This window comes from Neobacillus sp. DFD-2R (genome assembly GCF_057747865.1).
This window is the reverse complement of record NZ_CM173228.1, coordinates 2,034,635-2,052,163: the sequence shown is the minus strand read 5'-3', so window position 1 is coordinate 2,052,163 and position 17,529 is coordinate 2,034,635. Positions and strand designations below refer to the sequence as shown.

Here is a 17,529-nt window from a genome sequence, read left to right as displayed (position 1 = left end):
CTATGAGCTTGCAATTAAATCGAGATTACCTCTCGAATCCATGTGCTAATGGACATCAAACTGTTCCTATGCCAAATTATCCAATCCCTTTGAACCATCCTATTCACCACTTAATGAAGGTACCTTTTACCGGACCCAAACCTGCGACGATAAACAAATTTCCGTAAATCATCATCTTTTAATTTTCCGTCATAAACCAAGAACAATAATAATTGATATTGTGGATAATGTTCCATGACAAAAAGGGCGAACTCCTTTCGTTCGCCCTTCAATTTTTTAATAAAGGCACTCCGGTTGATGATTTCCTTAAGTTCGTCCTGTACAAACGCTTTTGTATCTTCCCATTTTTTCTTACGATTCTCCAAAATGTCACGGGCATAGCTAGGCAATTTTTCGATGACGAGATCAATATAGCCTTCAGACCACATAATCATTCGGTCCTTCTCACTTAGTTCAAAGACCATCGTCAAAAGCTCTGTCTCATCCACTTCATTGCTGCTAGCGTATTTACCGACCCGATTCATTTTTTCACCTCGAAATGATTAGTGCATTTATTTTAACTCAAATCGCGGCTTCTTATTATTTTGATAATGTTACCGTAATCGTATTAAGCTTTCCGTTACGATAAACACCAAATTTGACATCATCACCGATTTTTACTTTTGTGTATAAATATTTTCTTAATTCAGATGAACTGGCAATTTGCGTTCCATTCATGGAGACAACAACATCCTTCACCTGGAAGCCTGATCTTGCAGCTGCAGAGTTTGGTTCAACGGTCGTGATCATCACGCCCTTTTGGATGTTATTAGGTAGGTTTTGCCAATAAATTTGCGGGATTTGATCCAGATCCTCCAGACCTACGCCAAGATATGGACGATCAATTTTTCCATTTTTAATTAATTGATTTACAATTGGGATAAGATCATCACTCGGAATCGCAAATCCTAATCCTTCCACACCGCTTTCAGAAATTTTCAAGCTGTTAATCCCGATGACCTGTCCTTGCGGATTGATAAGGGCGCCACCGCTATTCCCGGGATTAATCGCTGCATCCGTTTGAATAACATTTGTGTCCCAATTTCCTGCGGATGTTGAAACGGAAATAGTACGATTTGTTGCACTGACGATACCTTGTGTGACCGTTCTTGATAGGTCCAGTCCAAGCGGATTTCCGATGGCGTACACTTGGTCACCCGGCCGTAATGTTGAGGAATCCCCGAAATTAGCTGTTGCATTGACATATTTTCCATCAATTTTTAAGACGGCGAGATCGGTTAGAGCATCAGTCCCAACCACTTGTGCAGTTGTTTTTGTTCCGTTATACAAGGATATTTCAAGCTTTGTTGCTCCTTCAACCACGTGATTATTCGTTACAATATAGGCACTGCCATTCATTTTTTGAAATATAACTCCTGACCCTGAGCCTGTTTCTACACTTTGCTGAGAATTATTATTATCATTATTACCAAAAAAATCATTGTTTTGCTGCTGTTGTTGATAATTGACAATCCCAACAATTGCTTTTGAAACTTTTTCAACCGTATCGGCAATGGATGATGTTGAAACGGCAGTTGGCTGGGCCGTCACCGGTTTTACAACCTCAGACGATGCCTGTGAATTAGTGGCTTCCACATTTGGATAAAAGCTTTTTATGTAATCGGTATGCGGAAGGATTGTTAATGTCAACACAGAACCGATTACACCAGCTGCAAGAGCAGAAGCAAATCCTTTTATATTCCTTTTTTTATTGTTTCTTGAGCCACTATCGTTAGCCGTCCGAGTTTGCTCCCTTACAATAGATTCGTTAATTTTTTCTTCTCTTTCATCTGAACTCCTTGTTTTTGGTGATGACATTTCAGTATTTGCATCATTTATGGTTTTTGAATGAACAAAATCAGCCGACTCAATCCCTGTCTCTCCCGATTGATCCTCCGTATGCGCAGGGACAGTGATGTCAATTGAATTTGAATGGTTAAGTTCATTTTCGTTCTCGAACCCTTCTTTATTACTCATATTCTTCCAATCTCCTTTTATTATTTATATATTGTTTGATTGCTTATTTTTACTTTATCTGACAAATGTGAAAAAACTATTAACAAACTTTAAAGGCTTTTGGAAAATTGTAAGAAAAATAATCAATTAAAACAAAAAAACTGCGAAATCGACACTCGCAGTTTTACAAACTGTATTTATTGTTGAAAACGAATGATGAATTTTGTCCCTTTTCCTTCTTCACTGAACACGTCAATTTCACCGTTATGAAGAAGAACTAATTGCTTTACAATTGAAAGTCCTAACCCAAATTCACCATAAGGGTTGCTCGTTCTTGAAATATCGGCTTTATAAAAACGATGCCAGATGTTTTCGACATCTCTCGGATCAATCCCAATCCCTGTATCTTCCACTTCAATAATCGTTTCATTTTCTTGCTTTCTGCCTCTTAGCCAGATTGTTCCATCGGATGTAAATTGAATACTGTTTTTTGTTATGTTAATTAATATTTGAATCAGGCGATCATAATCCGCATTGACAAAAACATCAGGTGCAACATCAACGAGAATTTGATCATTCTTCTCTTCAGCTAGAATAGATAATTGCTCTTGAATAATTTCGAGTATTTCCAATAACTGAATGTCTTCCCTAAATAACTGAATTTGATTAGAACGGATTTTGTCATAATCTAAATTTTCGTTCACAAGACGAATCAGTCTTTTTGCTTCCTGATTTACCAGGTTAATTCCTCTCTCCTTATCTTCTTCAGGAATCATATCGTTTTTTAACCCTTCAATAACCCCGCTAATGGTGGTTAATGGCGTTCGCATCTCGTGTGAAACATCAGCCATAAACTGCCGCCTTCTGTTTTCAAGACTTTCTATTTCCTCCATAGAGGTATTAATTTTATCAACCATATGATTAAAATCATTCGCTAATTCGCCTATTTCATCAAAATTAGAAGAATGGACATTCACATGATAATTCCCCGCTGAAACGAGGGAGGTTGCTTCACGTAGACGTTTTATGCGATTAACATGAATTCTTGATAATAACCAACTTAGGAAAAAGGATACAGCAAATGCGATAAAAATCGTATACAGTAAGAATTGATTAATTTGATGAATCATATCACTCGATCCGCTAATCGGCGATGTTAGCAGGATCCCGCCCACGAAGCGTCCTTGATCCAGATACGGTAAGACAACAAAGGTAACTCCTTCTTGGCCGAACCTTTTAAAATCACTTTTAACAATAATCGTTTGACCCTTAGTGATTTTGTTCCATTCAGAGGACGAGAGTTTAATCGCCGGTCCGTGCTTTGCAACTGAATAAAGGTGTCCATCTGTATCAAACATGCTAAAACTCATTTTTCTCGCTATTAAAACAGAACTATATTGATTTATAATTTGTTCTGTTGATATTGGAGATTGATCAATATCTGACAGAATGGCTTTACCATAAGAAATCAGCTCTTCGGCTTTATTCTCATAAACTAAATTTTCAACATAATGGGCAAACAATAAGCTTAAGATTAAAAATGCTACAATAATGATGCTTATATGGCTAAAAAACTGTTGATAAATATACTTAAACTTCATCTGTTTTAATCGACTCATCGAACTTATAACCTACTCCCCATACGGTGTGGAAGAATGGCTGTGAAGCAGTTTCTACCTTTTTCCTCAATCGTTTAATATGAACATCTACCGTCCGTTCATCACCGTAAAACTGATATCCCCATACCCGTTCAAGCAATTGCTCTCTTGAGAATACTTGCTTAGGGTGTTCGACCATATAATATAACAGGTCGAACTCTTTCGGTGTTAGATTGGTAATCGGCTTTCCATCGACGATGACCTCTCTCGTATTTTTACTTACCTGAAAGTGTTCTGACTTGAGTAAATCTTCCCCATCATTGGCTACTTGATTTTGGAAACGGCGTGTAACTGCCTTAATTCGAGCCATTAGTGTGAGCGGGCTGAATGGCTTTGTGACATAATCATCTGCTCCCATTTCAAGACCGAGCACCTGATCAGATTCACTATCTTTAGCCGTTAGCATGATAATCGGAACCGTGTACTTCTCCTCCCTAATCTTCCGGCAAATGGTTACACCTTCCATACCTGGCAGCATCCAATCGACAATTAATGCATCCCAGGTGTCGTTTTTAAAACGGTTATACCCTTCTAACCCGTCATTTACAAACTCTCCCTCGATGCCTTCCTTTGCAAAAAACATCTCAATCATCGAACATACACTTTTATTATCTTCAATCACTAATATTTTCAATATCCGTTCAACTCCTATTGCAAAATAAACTGTTCTTTTTATTAAGTTTATACGAATTTTAAAGCATATCAACCATCTTGAGAATTCTTCCCAACTAATTAATATTTTCGTCATAGTTTGTTAATATTTTTCCAAAATACAAAAAAAAGAGGCTTGAATCGCTTCAAGCCTCTTTTCGTAAAATTATATTACTTTTGCTGCTGCTCTCGTAAACAGTACTTCAGCATTTGTACCGAGCATTTTCTCCAATTGATTTTCGGAAATACCTGACTCGCGCAAAGTTGGCAGGATATTCAAAAAGTATGACCCGGATGCCAATTCTCCATAATTTTCATAAGTGAATAAGCGTCTTTCCTAATTGAGCAACAGAAATTGAACCAGTTACCGTTTCAACTGTTGTTTTCATCAAGGACTCTCCCTTCACTGCATAATTAAGGTTTTAAAATTAGCTTTCCTTTTGTTTTTCTTGATTGCAATAAGGTATGGGCTTTGGCTGCTTCCGATAATGGAAACACATCTCCAATGGTTAGCTTCAATTTACCTTCTGCTAAAAAGTTAAGTAACTCTACTAAACTAGGCTGAAGCAACTCCGGCTTTCTCATTATTTGCGGAAGGAAAAAGCCAATCACCGATTGATTTCTTGCCATAAGGGAGGATGGATAGAATTTACTTTGTTCACCGCTGGCCACTCCATAAACTACCAGTCTTCCGAAGGTAGCTAGACATTTTAATGTTTTATAAAAAACATCTCCACCTGCCATTTCGAGTGCAACATTTACGCCTTTACCCCCTGTGGCTTCTAGAACCTGCTCTTCCCAGTTCGTTTCTGTGTAATTTACTAACACATCCGCCCCCATTTCGCGGGCAAGCTCCAATTTTTCTCCGGAACTTGCAGTAGCAATTACTTTACCCGCCCCAAACAATTTAGCAAGCTGAACAGCAATGGTTCCCACCCCACCGGCAGCTGCATGTACAAGAACGCTTTCCCCTTCTTCCAAACGACCCATCGTTTTTAAAATATGATACGCACTCAAGCCCTGAAGCGGTAATGCAGCAGCATATTGAAAACCTAACTGCTCAGGCAGCGGAATCAAAGCACGTTCATCAGCAAGGGCATAATCAGCATAACCCCCTGATTCGATTAAAGTTACGACTCTCGTACCTGGTTTAATTTTTGTCACTTTATCACCGACCCCAACAACAACCCCTGCAATTTCTGCTCCTGGTATAAATGGCAGGGCTGTCGGGACAACATATTGCCCCTCCCTGCGGGCGGTATCGGCATAATTAACCCCAATCGCCTTAATCTCGATTAATACTTCATGACCTTTTGGGACAGGTTTTTCCATTTCAACAATATTAAGTACTTCCGGCCCGCCATATTCTTTAAATTGAACAGCTTTCACGTGCGTTTCCTCCTATTTACCTTTATAAACAGGTTTTCTTTTTTCTTTAAAAGAAGTGACACCTTCAGGGTGATCTTCGGTTTGAACCATTAATGTTTGGGTTATCCGTTCTTGCTCAAGAATTTCCTCAAGAGAAGCTGTAAAGGAATGGTCTATTAATTTCTTCTGCATGCCAAATGCCTTGCCGGGGCCTTGAGCCAGTTCTAATGCTAATTTTGTTGTTTCATCCTGGAGTTTTTCCACTGGATAAAGAACATTTATGACACCTAACTGGTAGAGACGTTCGGCTGAAATCGGCTCCGCCGTAAAAAAGAATTGCTTTGCCAAGTATGGACCAATTAATCTTGGCAGAAAATATGAACCGCCGCCATCGGAGACTAGGCCGACCTTTGAAAAACTAAGGGCAAACTTACTGTCCTCTGCGGCAACGATCAAGTCACATGCTAATGCCAGATTAAACCCTGCTCCGGCGGCAAACCCATGTACAGCAGCAATGATTGGCTTCTCAGTCTCTTTCATTGTTAAAATAAGTTCATTAAGCCTGCCGATATGGTCATACACTTGAACACCATTCGCTTTTCCCATTGTTTTAACATCACCGCCGGCACTAAATGCACGCCCTGCCCCGGATAAAACAATCACTTGGATATCAGAATCCAACTGCGCTTCTTTAATTGCAATTGTTAATCCTACTATCATTTCAGGACTAAATGCATTTAAACTTTCCGGGCGATTTAATGTTAGTGATAAAACAGGTCCCAGTTTTTCGATTAATAAATGTCCTTGAGTCATAGCAATCTTCCCTTCTATCATCTTAGTTTTCTCGTAATCCATATCCGTGTTAACTTATTTTCACTCATCCATCATTTAATAGCCCAGCCGCCATCAAACAATTTATCGGACCCCGTCATGGTTGTTTCGCTCCGACTTTTCCTTTCATTTCAATCATTCATAAGCAACACTTGCTGCATGCCCAATTAAACTTTTTACAAAATGGTTAAAGTTAGCAAAGCGGACATCTTCGGTTTGGCCTTTATTGTAGCGGTAATAGATTTGTTGGCAGATTACAGCGAGTTTAAAATAGGCAAACGTTAAATAAAAATTGAGATTAGTTACATCTCTGCCGCTTTTTTTCGCGTAAAGCTCGATAAACTGTTCTCTTGTCAAGAAACCATCATATATGGATGTTACCGGGTCCTTTCCTAAGCCCTTTCTTAAAAGGTCTGAATCTTCAGCCTGATTCCAATAACTCATCGTAACACCCAAGTCTGCTAAAGGGTCTCCAACAGTTGTCATTTCCCAATCAAATAATCCGACCATTTCAGTGAAATTTTCGTTAAACATTGAATTATTTAACTTATAGTCATAGTGAATAACCGAAACTTCATAATGTTGAGGAATATGGTCAACCAGCCATTTTTTTAAATGTTCAACAATCTCAATTTCATCTGTCTTCGCACGTTCATATCGCCGGATCCAGCCATGTACCTGCCTTTCCATAAATCCTTCAGGCTTGCTCATTTTGACGAGCCCGGTCTGTTTGAAATCAATTGAATGCAGCTCGACAAGTTTTTCAACCATTATTTCAGATATTCGTTGACAAAGTTCTCTTGTCACCTTTATCCCCTCCGGAAAAGAAGTGTCGAGAACAAGCCCGTTTTTTCTCTCCATAATGAAAAATGGACTTCCAACCACTTCAAGCCGGTCAGAGAAAAGCAATGGCTTTGGTGCCACCTTAAAGATGGGATGAAGCTCAGAAAGGATTTTAAATTCCCGCTCCATATCATGAGCTTTTGGTGCAACCGGGCCTAGTGGCGGGCGCCTCAATACTGCTTCCCAATCACCTATTTTTAGTTGATAGGTTAAATTCGAGGCACCCGCGGAAAATTGCAGAATTTCAAGAGGACTTCCCGGAAGATTCTCAATGTTTTCTCGTAAAAATTTCTCTAGAATAGAAAGGTTTAATTCTTCCCCTTTTCTAACTGGAATTGTATCTTTACTCATTTGATTAGGCATAAAGCCCCTCCCTTCGATTTGCAAAATTCAGATTATTCAAAACCCGGCCGAGTACCTAAAAACTTCACAAGGAAGTGATTCAAGCCTTCTTGTAGCAATTCCGGAATTTTGCTCACTTGAATACTTTTCAAAGTAATACACGGGTAAACAAAAAATAACCTTTGTTGTTTACATGACCGAGTGCATCCATTTTACTGAAACGGACATTTACCTGTATTACGGGCAAAAAAATTCTTACCCCGCAGTACCAACCGGTTAGTATGCGAATTTTGGAAAGAGGGCTTTTATACAAGAACCCTCTCAAACATTTTCGTCAATTCACTTGAATTCCCTTTAAAATCATTTCGACAAATATCTCTGCTACTTCTTGATCAGAGCAGCTTCCATTTGGGTTAAACCATTGATAGCTCCAATTGGTAATCCCCAGAATTCCAAATGTAATGATGGATGCATTTAAATCGGACCGGAACTCACCATTTTCTATTCCTGACCTGATTAATTCTTCCAAATTCAATCGAAACTGGTCTCGTTTTGGAAGAACCAAAGCAAGGCGGTCTTGGCTTAAATTTTTCATTTCCCTAAAAAAAATTTTTGCAGCAGAGCCTCTTGTTTTGATATCAGATATCAGCATTTTTACAATTGCAAATAATTTTTCTTTATATGTCTTCGATTCATCTTTTAAAATTCGGTCTTGTTGGGCAAGCAATTCTCCAATATAGCCTAGATGGATATCCATTAGCAGTTCTTCTTTACTTGAAAAGTAGTAGTAGAAAGTCCCCTTAGTCACTCCTATGGAATCAACGATATCTTGTATCGATGTTTCGCTAAACCCCTTCTTTTCAAATAAACTAATACTTTGTCCTGTTATTTTTTCCTTCACATTATGTCCTCGCAATCTGAAAAAATGTCTATAGGAAATTATATCATATTCTTATTTTCCACTTTATGCTCAATCATAGAATCTTTTTTGTTTAAAATGGCTGTTTTCGTAAATTATTTTACTGCTTCTTCTCTTAAATAACGGCGAAGAATTTTTCCAACACTTGTTTTAGGTAATTGGTCACGGAATTCAACAATCCTTGGCACCTTATAGGCCGCCAGGTTCTTCCTGCAATAACGAATTATTTCTTCTCCGGTTGCAGTTTTACCTAATTTTAGAACAATTATAGCCTTCACGTCTTCTCCTCTGTACTTATCGGGAACTCCAATGACAACAGCTTCTTGAACAGAAGGATGCTCATAAATCACTTCTTCAATTTCACGGGGATAAATATTATATCCGCTCGCAATAATCATATCCTTCTTTCTATCTACAATATAAAGATAACCTTCTTCGTCCAACTTTGCGATGTCACCTGTGTAGAGCCATCCGTTTCGTAAAGCATGTGCTGTTTCCTCAGGCATGTTCCAGTATCCCTTCATTACTTGTGGACCTTTTATGATGACTTCGCCCAGTTGACCTGCAGGGACTTCTTGTGTACCGGTTTCGATATCGACAATTTTATAATCTGTGGATGGAACACCAATACCAACACTTCCCGGTTTTCTTTCTGCAAACATTGGATTACAGTGAGTCGTAGGAGAAGCTTCCGACAGTCCATACCCTTCTAAAATTTTCGAACCTGTTTTTCTTTCAAATTCACGAAGTAACTCAACCGGCATTGGTGCACTTCCACTATTACAGACTTCAATACAGTTGATGCCATATTCCTCTGCACGAGGATGATTGGTAATGGCTATATACATGGTTGGCACTCCGGGAAATACAGTTGGCCGTTCATTTTTTATTGTATTTAACGCTTCCTCTAAATCAAAACGAGGAAGCATAATGGATTCCGATGCGGTATAAATCGAAAGGTTCATACAGGAGGTCATCCCGAAAACATGAAAGAGAGGTATGATGGTTAAATATCGCTCCCGGCCAATATCAATTTCATGTTTAAAGAATTCATATGCTTGAATCACATTTGCTAAAAGGTTTCGATGTGTCAACATTGCACCTTTTGATCGCCCCGTTGTTCCACCGGTGTATTGGAGAACGGCCACATCATACTCTGAATCAATCGAAACCGGGAGCACATTTCCATTGCTTTCAGAAAGGAAACTTTCAATGCTCTTATCGGAAGAAAAATCATCACCTGTTGGCTGTAAACTGACAACAATAATATTTTTTATATTAGTGTTTTTTTGAACACTTTTTACACGAGGATAAAGAGTATCAAGGACCACGATTGTTTCTGCACCGGAATCCCTTAAAATATATTCAATCTCCCGTTCAACGGACATCGGGTTCACTTGCGTTACAATCGCACCAGCGTTTAGAATTCCGTAATAAGAGATAACAAATTGCGGACAGTTTGGCAGCATGAGGGCCACACGGTCACCTTTTTGTACCTGATTTTGCTGCAGGGCGGAAGTAAATGTATAAGCCATGGTGTGTAATTTTTCATAAGTAAATTTTTTTCCGTAAAAAGAAAGTGCGTTATGTGTAGGATATTTTACAGCTGTTTCTTGAAGAATTTGACCTAATGGGATCTTAGGTATAGTAACTTCTTTTGCTATGCTTCCCGGATAATGGGCTAACCAGGCTTTCTTTTCACTCATGGGCTTCCCTCCAAATGGTTCGTTCTCTATATTTTCTTAAGTATAGGCTATTTTCGCATAGATTGTTGTTTTTCGTATAAGTTTATCAACCAGTTTAATTAGAAGCTTCGTGACATCTTTTCGTAAGGAACATTTGCGGAAATTGCCTAGAAACTTAGTAAATGAACTTTATTAAGCTTCAAAAGCAACAAAGTTTACGAAAAGAGCCTAAGTATAAGACTGACTGTTTTGAATTGTTTTAATTAAAAGGAAAGACCCCCGCCGTCAACCGAAAGTGTCGTTCCTGTAATAAATGAAGCTTCATCTGATGCTAAAAATAAAACAGAATTTGCCACCTCTTCAGGGGTACCAATCCTTCCTAATGCATTTGCACGTGAGATAATCGGCCATTTTCGCTCATTTTGTTTCCAATTGTCTATGATATTTGTATCAATTACACCTGGAGCGACGGCATTTACACGAATATTAAATTTCCCATATTCCTGGGCTGCATTTTGCGTAAGGAGAACAACACCTGCCTTTGAAGCATTATAAGGCGCTACATATTTCTGCCCTTTTAACCCCAATAAACTTGAAGTATTTATAATCGCACCGCCACCGGCCTTGATCAACTCGGGAACTGAATATTTAATTCCAAGGAATACACCTTTTAAATTAATATCAATAACACGATCCCATTCCTCTTCTGTTATATCTACACTTCTGACTTCCGAATTACCGATACCTGCATTGTTAAACATAATATTTAATTTCCCGAAGGTATTTATGGTTGAATTGACTAGCTCTTGAATCTGTCCTGAATCAGATACATCTGTCTTTACATAAATTGCCTCTCCACCTGATTCCTTAATTAAACCCACTGTTTTTTCCCCAGCAAAGGAGTCAATATCCGCTACAGTCACCTGTGCTCCTTCTTTTGCAAAAAGAAGGGCGGTTGAACGCCCAATACCGCCTCCTCCCCCTGTTACTATTGCTGTTTTGCCTATCAATCTCATTTCTTACCCAACCCTTCTACAACTTCTCTATTAAAAATTGTCTAGAAACGGTGCCCAGCTCCTAGTTTACTTCGCTAAACGGGCGGATGCGCTTTTCTTACTACTGATATTTTCTTAATTCAAGCTTTGCAAGTTGGGCACGATGAACCTCATCAGGTCCGTCTGCGAGTCTTAATGTTCTTGCATTTGCCCATTGAGCTGCAAGCGGAAAGTCGTTTGAAACTCCTGCACCGCCAAAAGCTTGAATGGCTCGATCAAGCACCCCTAATGCCATTGAAGGAGCAACCACTTTTATCATCGCAATCTCAGTTTTCGCCTCTTTATTACCAACCGTATCCATCATATACGCTGCTTTTAAAGTAAGGAGCCTGGCTTGTTCAATTTCGATTCTTGAATCGGCAATCCATTCCCTGATAATGCCTTGATCTGATAATGGTTTCCCAAAAGCAACTCGTTTTTGAACACGCTTACATAATAATTCAAGTGCCCGCTCTGCAGCTCCAATTAACCTCATGCAATGATGAATCCGGCCGGGTCCCAATCTGCCTTGGGCAATGGCAAATCCTTTTCCTTCACCCCAGAGGATATTTTCAGCAGGAACGCGAACATTTTCATATGTAATTTCCCCGTGCCCATGTGGAGCATGATCGTATCCAAACACTGGCAGCATTCGTTCGATTTTTACACCCGGTGAATCAAGAGGCACAAGAATCATCGATTGCTGTTCATGGTGATTGGCATTTAGGTCTGTTTTTCCCATTACAATTGCAATCTTACAACGAGGATCACCTGCACCGGATGACCACCACTTACGCCCATTAATGACGTATTCATCACCATCTCTTTCTATTCTTGCCTCAATATTGGTTGCATCCGCTGAAGCAACAGCAGGTTCAGTCATAGAAAAGCATGAACGAATCTCGCCTGCCAACAATGGCTTTAACCACTGTTCCTTGTGTTTTTCGGTACCGTAACGAACAATAACTTCCATATTTCCAGTATCGGGCGCACTGCAGTTAAATACCTCCGGTCCAATTAGGGAGCGTCCCATAATCTCACATAATGGAGCGTACTCCAGGTTTGTAAGTCCTGCACCATATTCACTTTCAGGTAAAAATAGATTCCAGAGCCCCGCAGCCTTTGCTTTTTCCTTTAGTTCCTCTATGATAGGGGGGACCGCACTCCAACGGCTTTCTTGTTCATTTAATTGTTGCTCATATACGCTCTCGTTCGGGTAGACATAGGATTCCATGAAGGCTGTTACCTGCTCTTGTAATTCTTTAACCTTTTTTGAATATGAAAAATCCAAACTTTCCACTCCCTTTCACCTACTAACCAGTTAGTATGTTATATTTTCTATTATACTCCCAAAAATTAAATATTCAAATATTTTTCTAAATATTCCAATAAATCCAAAGAGTGATACTATCTTTTTTAAAATTAGTAAAAATGGAGCAGGTTTAAGAGTATATAACACCGCAGCTGTGAAGCATTTTCTCATGTTCGTTTTATTAAAATCTTTTATTCATCTTCTTTTGCTTGTTCATTATCTCATAGGACTTTTCAATAATATCGGTTAAAACATCACTCTTATATACTCTGCCAAATTTCATATTTTCCTGATAGTAATCGACAATTTCATCTAATTTCCCTAAAATTTCTTTTGATACTCTTACATTTAGTTGTACTCGTTCATTTTCAGACATGATAGGCACCTCTATATAAATGATATAAATCAGCTAGCACTTCGCTATTAATTGATTATCCACTGCTACTATACTATTTTTCTACACTTTTTTCATTACTTTTCAAAAGAATTAAAAAAAGAGGAACGGATTTTTTCCGATACTCTCTTTTTTTAATAATCTAATAAATTTTAGTTTACCTAAAAATATTATTATTTAATATTTACTTAACTCACTTTCCGGAGTTTGAACGATGACTGGTTGCTTTTCGGGATCTAACCATTTAAGGATGGTTAGGACGTTCGTTTCCGAGGTTCCTGTACAACCAAGGGTATAACTATTCGATACATGGAAAAAGATTGCGGAACCGGCACCGGGGATTCTTTTCTCAGTATTATAATTAATCACAAAACCATAGTTATATGCGGGAATATTCATTCGTTCCGCACTGTTCCAACGGCTATTATTTTCTGATGCCTTTTGCCAGGTATTGTAAAGAGGTGATGCTGAATCGTCCACCCATACATCATCATTCGTAATTTGCCGGTACGGAAGCTTTGTCCCGGGATTTTGAAAACGCCCGAAAGCAGTACCGATGGAATATTTACCTCTTGGTGACTTTTTTGCACCTTCTTTCATTTCAACTGCAAAACCATCTTTTCCGATAAATCCATTGGTAGTTAATTTCTCATACCATTTATTATCGACTTTTTCAAAGGTACGTATTTTCGCATTATTCGTGTTATATCCGTTTGTGGTTACAAGGATTAGCTGATTATTTTTTGAAATTGTCGTTAATTGGTCAGCAATAGTATTGGGTACCCAGCTGCCGCTTCTATTAAAATAATACCAAGCTCCTAAATTAATCCATCCAATTTGCATTGCTCCATTACGATTTAAATAGTATTTGTGGTTATTTTGAGAAAGCCAGCCTGTTTGCATGGCTCCATTAGTTGCAAGATAAAACCACTTGCCATTATCAAAGACCCAGCCTTTCCGCATTGAACCATCAATCGAAAAATAATACCACTTTCCGGCTAAATCAAGCCAACCCGTTTGCATAGCCCCATTGTTATTCAGAAAATACCATTTTCCTCCATACTGAAGCCACCCCTTTTTCATGGCTCCGCTACTCTCTAAGAAGTACCATTTTTTATTGACGTATAGCCACCCGCGTTGCATGACACCATCACTTCCTAAGAAGTACCATTTTCCATTATCATACAACCAGCCTTTGTAGATGGTTCCATCGGACTTATTTAAATAAAACCACTTGCCATTCAACGATAGCCAACCTTTTACTAGTTGATTATTTTGATAATAATGGCTGATCCCGTTCTCTTCATACCATCCATTCTTACTTGTTTGGTTAACTTGTGTATTAGCAAATGAATTGATTGGGAACAATACTAGTAATGCACAAATAAAAATAAATGAAGTTTTTAATCTCAAAATCTGGTACCTCCAATTTTACAATTAAATTTACCTTTTTATTTTACTATAATGATTGGGAGCTAAATACCTTCAAAATGACTATTATTTAACATAAAAAATGGCTACGATCAAAACAGCCAATTTTTTAGATCACAATTAAACATCTTATTTCTGTCCAGGGCCGGATGGCTTTGAAATATTTCTAAAAGTTCTTCAATTTATTAAGTAGATTTTTACATAAAATGGAAAGTTTCCAGTCATATTATAATGAGGTGGTTTTATGAACATCCTTTTTTCAGGGATATTAGGATTTATGCTGCTATTTCAACAAGTGAATCCCCCTCCTAGCAGCTTATACATAACAAAAGATGGTCAAACCGTTTCAATTATCGACCGGTCTGCTTTTTCATTTCCTTATCCGGGTTTGCCTATTCTAAACACCAAAAAATTAAATCAATTTTTGGATACTCTTGATAAACAGTTATCTGTTGAACCTAAAAATGCAAAGTTGGATCAGTATGGAAATATTCTTCCGGACCGTGTTGGTACGCGTATCTACCGCCAAGCATTTACGGAACAATTTTATGCTTATTATTTTGGACATAAGACAGTTAAAATGGAAGTTCCGATGCTATCGGTTTATCCAAAGGTTGACAGCGAATTACTCGGTAATATTAGCAGTAAAAGGATTGGTCGTTATGTAACCTCTTTTAATACTCAGAATAAAAAGCGAACAACTAATATTCAACTTGCTGCAAAAGCGATTAATAATTATGTTGTCTTCCCTGGAGAGATCTTTTCCTTTAACCGTGTTGTTGGAAAAAGAACAGCCGCAAAAGGTTATTTACGTGCAAAAGTAATCGTAAGAGGCGAGTATGCTGAAGATATTGGAGGTGGGATTTGCCAAGTTTCATCTACTCTTTTCAATGCAGTTGATAATGCAGGCTTACAGATCTTGGAACGTTTTTCTCACAGCAGAGAAGTACCCTATATTCCACCTGGCCGCGATGCTACCGTTAGTTGGTATGGACCTGATTTTGTATTTAAAAACAAGTACAATCAACCTGTATTAATTCAAGCCAAAACGCTGGGAAATCTGTTGATTATTAAAGTTCTTTCTTCAGATGTTATTAATTACATTCCGCGAAAAGTTCCCAACCCTCTTTATTGAAAAAGTCCGCAAATCTGCGGACTTTTTTAACTATTTTTTATTCTCTAATGCACTGGATAATAATTCTTCTGAGAACTCTGTTAATGCTGCATTGTTCATCATATTGAGGTCAGCTTTTGGCGTAAAATTCTTAACGAGGTTTTGTAAAGGAAGTGCATTTACGGTACGCTTTCCTCTTGTTACTCCAAAAACAGCTGCACTAATTCCCAAACCAACTAAGGATGCCCACATGGCTCCTCTATTGTTGCGTTTCTGCCTGAACAATCTGAAAAACGATCTTCTCATGTCTCTCATATCTTCGCACTCCTTCTACATATACTGGAAGCGGTTTTGACCCTTCCATTAGCTTAATTTGCTCATTTTGAAGGAGAATATGATTGGAAAACCACTCATCCTCTGTTATTTGCTGGCATACTTCTGATAATACCTTTCATAAAGCCTTTCTTTGGACATACATAAATAGTTTAGTTTATTACTTTTAAAATCTTTAAGGGATGAACTCGAGAGTAAGAAAATCGGTAGCTGCCCAAGTTTTTTCATCCTTTTATACATATGGTTGGCAGGTACAAAGCATTCAAATCCTAATGGTTTAACACCCTTATTAATGGTGGTTATCCCTATAATTCCCTTAATACGGTACTCATCAGGATGGACTTTCAAATAATTTGCCAATGAGGGCATCGAACTGAGTACCAATTTATACATCAGTCTTGCCCTATTTAAATCATTTTTGATTTTTATATATTCATTCAATAGTCTAACATTGTGCAGGTGGATTTTTAACAGAAGGTCATTCTTGTTAATCATTGTTCCGTCCGAAAGAATTAAGTTTTGCCCTTTATATTTTGTGACACGGACTCGAAAAATCGATTTTTTTCTATTTTCTACTGTAATGTAGTGTAAACGGGAACATAAATAAAATAGCGGATCAATTAATTTCCATAACCATATAATTGTTAGGCGTAAACTCATTGTGCCTACACTCCTTTTCAATCCTTCCTCCATAGGATGATGAAGATTTTCCTTTTTTACTATGGTAATGTCAGGATATGAAAAAGAATTTTGAAAATGTTTAAAAGCCGGGTTTTTTATCCCGGCTCTAAGAAATTTGATGAAAGGTTATTTCCGGACGGCTCCCAATCCTAATATTTACACCGGTTTGTCCAAGACCTTCACTAATGTAAAAAGGCTTTCCATCATGATAGTGTAATCCTTTTACGATGTTCATGCGTACGAGCTTTCCCATTTTAAATAAATGGTATGGTTTCGGCCAATGGATTTGCCCGCCGTGAAAATGACCTGATAAGAGGTAATCATACTGGTAATTAGTCATATTTAAAACAATATTTGGGTCATGTGTTAACACGAGGTTATACCCTTTTGGTAAGTTTTGATATGATTTTTCAACATCACTGCGTCGAGAATGGTTATCATCAATACCGATTATATTCAACACATCACCATCAGCATTTAGAGATAAATTTTGATTTTGAAGGGTAATGCAGCCATTTTCTTCTAAAGTCTGTTTCAATTTTTCAAAATGTTCATTTTTAAGAAAATAATCATGATTACCAAATACAGCGTAAATACCAAGACGAGGTTTTAATTTATTTAAAGCTTTTAAATAAGGAACAAGTTTTGGAATACTTCTCTTTCGGTCTAGAAAATCACCCGTTAATGCTATTAGATCGATTGGTTGATCTGAAACGGATTGAAAAAGCTCTTCCGAAGATATCGAAATGTTTTCAAGGTGAATATCGGAAAGATGAAGAATATTTAACTGTTTATTTGATAATTTAGAGTGTGAAACCTTGACAGTATTTACAGCCACTTTTCTTGTATTCTTATTTGCTTGATAAAAAATGACGATAAAAACAAAAAAGACGATGACTCCTAATAGATAAATCATTGTATCCCCTCCCACTACTGAG

At 37.9% G+C, this 17,529-nt stretch carries 17 protein-coding genes; 1 reads left to right on the top strand and 16 read right to left on the bottom strand.

What is annotated here, in order from left to right:
• Positions 1 to 110 precede the first annotated feature (110 nt).
• From AC3ANV_RS10275 to AC3ANV_RS10215, 13 genes are all read right to left on the bottom strand, one after another.
• Entirely contained in the window at positions 111 to 524 is a 414-nt protein-coding gene (locus AC3ANV_RS10275) for a hypothetical protein (protein ID WP_488313520.1), read from the bottom strand.
• Positions 525 to 579: 55 nt separating this feature from the next.
• Positions 580 to 2,016: a S1C family serine protease gene (locus AC3ANV_RS10270; protein ID WP_488313519.1), complete on the bottom strand. Its 1,437-nt coding sequence runs from the start codon at positions 2,014 to 2,016 to the stop codon at positions 580 to 582.
• Positions 2,017 to 2,192: 176 nt separating this feature from the next.
• Entirely contained in the window at positions 2,193 to 3,596 is a 1,404-nt protein-coding gene (locus AC3ANV_RS10265; RefSeq protein ID WP_488314178.1) for an ATP-binding protein, read from the bottom strand.
• Positions 3,586 to 4,287, bottom strand: coding sequence for a winged helix-turn-helix domain-containing protein (locus AC3ANV_RS10260; RefSeq protein ID WP_488313518.1), 702 nt, complete (start codon positions 4,285 to 4,287; stop codon positions 3,586 to 3,588). Before AC3ANV_RS10260 ends, AC3ANV_RS10265 begins: the two co-directional genes overlap by 11 nt.
• A gap of 431 nt (positions 4,288 to 4,718) precedes the next feature.
• Entirely contained in the window at positions 4,719 to 5,693 is a 975-nt protein-coding gene (locus tag AC3ANV_RS10255) for a quinone oxidoreductase family protein (RefSeq protein ID WP_488313517.1), read from the bottom strand.
• A gap of 12 nt (positions 5,694 to 5,705) precedes the next feature.
• Positions 5,706 to 6,485, bottom strand: coding sequence for an enoyl-CoA hydratase/isomerase family protein (locus tag AC3ANV_RS10250; RefSeq protein WP_488314177.1), 780 nt, complete (start codon positions 6,483 to 6,485; stop codon positions 5,706 to 5,708).
• 153 nt (positions 6,486 to 6,638) lie between these two features.
• On the bottom strand, positions 6,639 to 7,709 hold the full coding sequence (locus tag AC3ANV_RS10245; protein WP_488313516.1) for a phosphotransferase family protein: 1,071 nt from the start codon (positions 7,707 to 7,709) through the stop codon (positions 6,639 to 6,641).
• Between the two features lie 313 nt (positions 7,710 to 8,022).
• A complete protein-coding gene (locus AC3ANV_RS10240; protein ID WP_488313515.1) occupies positions 8,023 to 8,589 on the bottom strand; it encodes a TetR/AcrR family transcriptional regulator in 567 nt (188 codons plus the stop codon).
• A 113-nt stretch (positions 8,590 to 8,702) separates the two neighbouring features.
• On the bottom strand, positions 8,703 to 10,313 hold the full coding sequence (locus tag AC3ANV_RS10235) for a long-chain-fatty-acid--CoA ligase (protein WP_488313514.1): 1,611 nt from the start codon (positions 10,311 to 10,313) through the stop codon (positions 8,703 to 8,705).
• A gap of 242 nt (positions 10,314 to 10,555) precedes the next feature.
• Positions 10,556 to 11,308 carry an SDR family NAD(P)-dependent oxidoreductase gene (locus AC3ANV_RS10230; protein WP_488313513.1) on the bottom strand — a complete coding sequence of 251 codons (753 nt, stop codon included), beginning with the start codon at positions 11,306 to 11,308 and terminating at the stop codon, positions 10,556 to 10,558.
• 100 nt (positions 11,309 to 11,408) lie between these two features.
• The gene (locus tag AC3ANV_RS10225) at positions 11,409 to 12,617 is read right to left on the bottom strand and encodes an acyl-CoA dehydrogenase (RefSeq protein WP_488313512.1); all 1,209 of its coding nucleotides are present in this window, start codon (positions 12,615 to 12,617) and stop codon (positions 11,409 to 11,411) included.
• 202 nt (positions 12,618 to 12,819) lie between these two features.
• On the bottom strand, positions 12,820 to 13,014 hold the full coding sequence (locus AC3ANV_RS10220; RefSeq protein WP_488313511.1) for a hypothetical protein: 195 nt from the start codon (positions 13,012 to 13,014) through the stop codon (positions 12,820 to 12,822).
• A gap of 195 nt (positions 13,015 to 13,209) precedes the next feature.
• A complete protein-coding gene (locus AC3ANV_RS10215) occupies positions 13,210 to 14,445 on the bottom strand; it encodes a L,D-transpeptidase family protein (RefSeq protein ID WP_488313510.1) in 1,236 nt (411 codons plus the stop codon).
• 262 nt (positions 14,446 to 14,707) lie between these two features.
• On the opposite strand from AC3ANV_RS10215, the gene AC3ANV_RS10210 reads away from it, so the two are divergent.
• Positions 14,708 to 15,598 carry a VanW family protein gene (locus AC3ANV_RS10210; protein ID WP_488313509.1) on the top strand — a complete coding sequence of 297 codons (891 nt, stop codon included), beginning with the start codon at positions 14,708 to 14,710 and terminating at the stop codon, positions 15,596 to 15,598.
• Positions 15,599 to 15,628: 30 nt separating this feature from the next.
• Here AC3ANV_RS10210 and AC3ANV_RS10205 read toward each other — a convergent pair whose 3' ends face one another.
• From AC3ANV_RS10205 to AC3ANV_RS10195, 3 genes are all read right to left on the bottom strand, one after another.
• Positions 15,629 to 15,892 carry a hypothetical protein gene (locus AC3ANV_RS10205; RefSeq protein ID WP_488313508.1) on the bottom strand — a complete coding sequence of 88 codons (264 nt, stop codon included), beginning with the start codon at positions 15,890 to 15,892 and terminating at the stop codon, positions 15,629 to 15,631.
• 105 nt (positions 15,893 to 15,997) lie between these two features.
• Positions 15,998 to 16,570, bottom strand: coding sequence for a YkoP family protein (locus AC3ANV_RS10200; RefSeq protein WP_488313507.1), 573 nt, complete (start codon positions 16,568 to 16,570; stop codon positions 15,998 to 16,000).
• A 127-nt stretch (positions 16,571 to 16,697) separates the two neighbouring features.
• Positions 16,698 to 17,507 (bottom strand): metallophosphoesterase, encoded by an 810-nt coding sequence (locus AC3ANV_RS10195; protein ID WP_488313506.1) that lies wholly within the window; start codon positions 17,505 to 17,507, stop codon positions 16,698 to 16,700.
• Positions 17,508 to 17,529: the final 22 nt, after the last annotated feature.

Excerpts from the sequence above, each read along its gene's own strand:
- AC3ANV_RS10230 (WP_488313513.1), bottom strand. The coding sequence starts at position 11,308 with ATGAGATTGATAGGCAAAACAGCAATAGTAACAGGGGGAGGAGGCGGT.
- AC3ANV_RS10220 (WP_488313511.1), bottom strand. The coding sequence starts at position 13,014 with ATGTCTGAAAATGAACGAGTACAACTAAATGTAAGAGTATCAAAAGAA.
- AC3ANV_RS10250 (WP_488314177.1), bottom strand. The coding sequence starts at position 6,485 with ATGACTCAAGGACATTTATTAATCGAAAAACTGGGACCTGTTTTATCA.
- AC3ANV_RS10270 (WP_488313519.1), bottom strand. The coding sequence starts at position 2,016 with ATGAGTAATAAAGAAGGGTTCGAGAACGAAAATGAACTTAACCATTCA.
- AC3ANV_RS10235 (WP_488313514.1), bottom strand. The coding sequence starts at position 10,313 with ATGAGTGAAAAGAAAGCCTGGTTAGCCCATTATCCGGGAAGCATAGCA.
- AC3ANV_RS10275 (WP_488313520.1), bottom strand. The coding sequence starts at position 524 with ATGAATCGGGTCGGTAAATACGCTAGCAGCAATGAAGTGGATGAGACA.
- AC3ANV_RS10200 (WP_488313507.1), bottom strand. The coding sequence starts at position 16,570 with ATGAGTTTACGCCTAACAATTATATGGTTATGGAAATTAATTGATCCG.
- AC3ANV_RS10205 (WP_488313508.1), bottom strand. The coding sequence starts at position 15,892 with ATGAGAGACATGAGAAGATCGTTTTTCAGATTGTTCAGGCAGAAACGC.
- AC3ANV_RS10210 (WP_488313509.1), top strand. The coding sequence starts at position 14,708 with ATGAACATCCTTTTTTCAGGGATATTAGGATTTATGCTGCTATTTCAA.
- AC3ANV_RS10245 (WP_488313516.1), bottom strand. The coding sequence starts at position 7,709 with ATGCCTAATCAAATGAGTAAAGATACAATTCCAGTTAGAAAAGGGGAA.
- AC3ANV_RS10195 (WP_488313506.1), bottom strand. The coding sequence starts at position 17,507 with ATGATTTATCTATTAGGAGTCATCGTCTTTTTTGTTTTTATCGTCATT.
- AC3ANV_RS10265 (WP_488314178.1), bottom strand. The coding sequence starts at position 3,596 with ATGAAGTTTAAGTATATTTATCAACAGTTTTTTAGCCATATAAGCATC.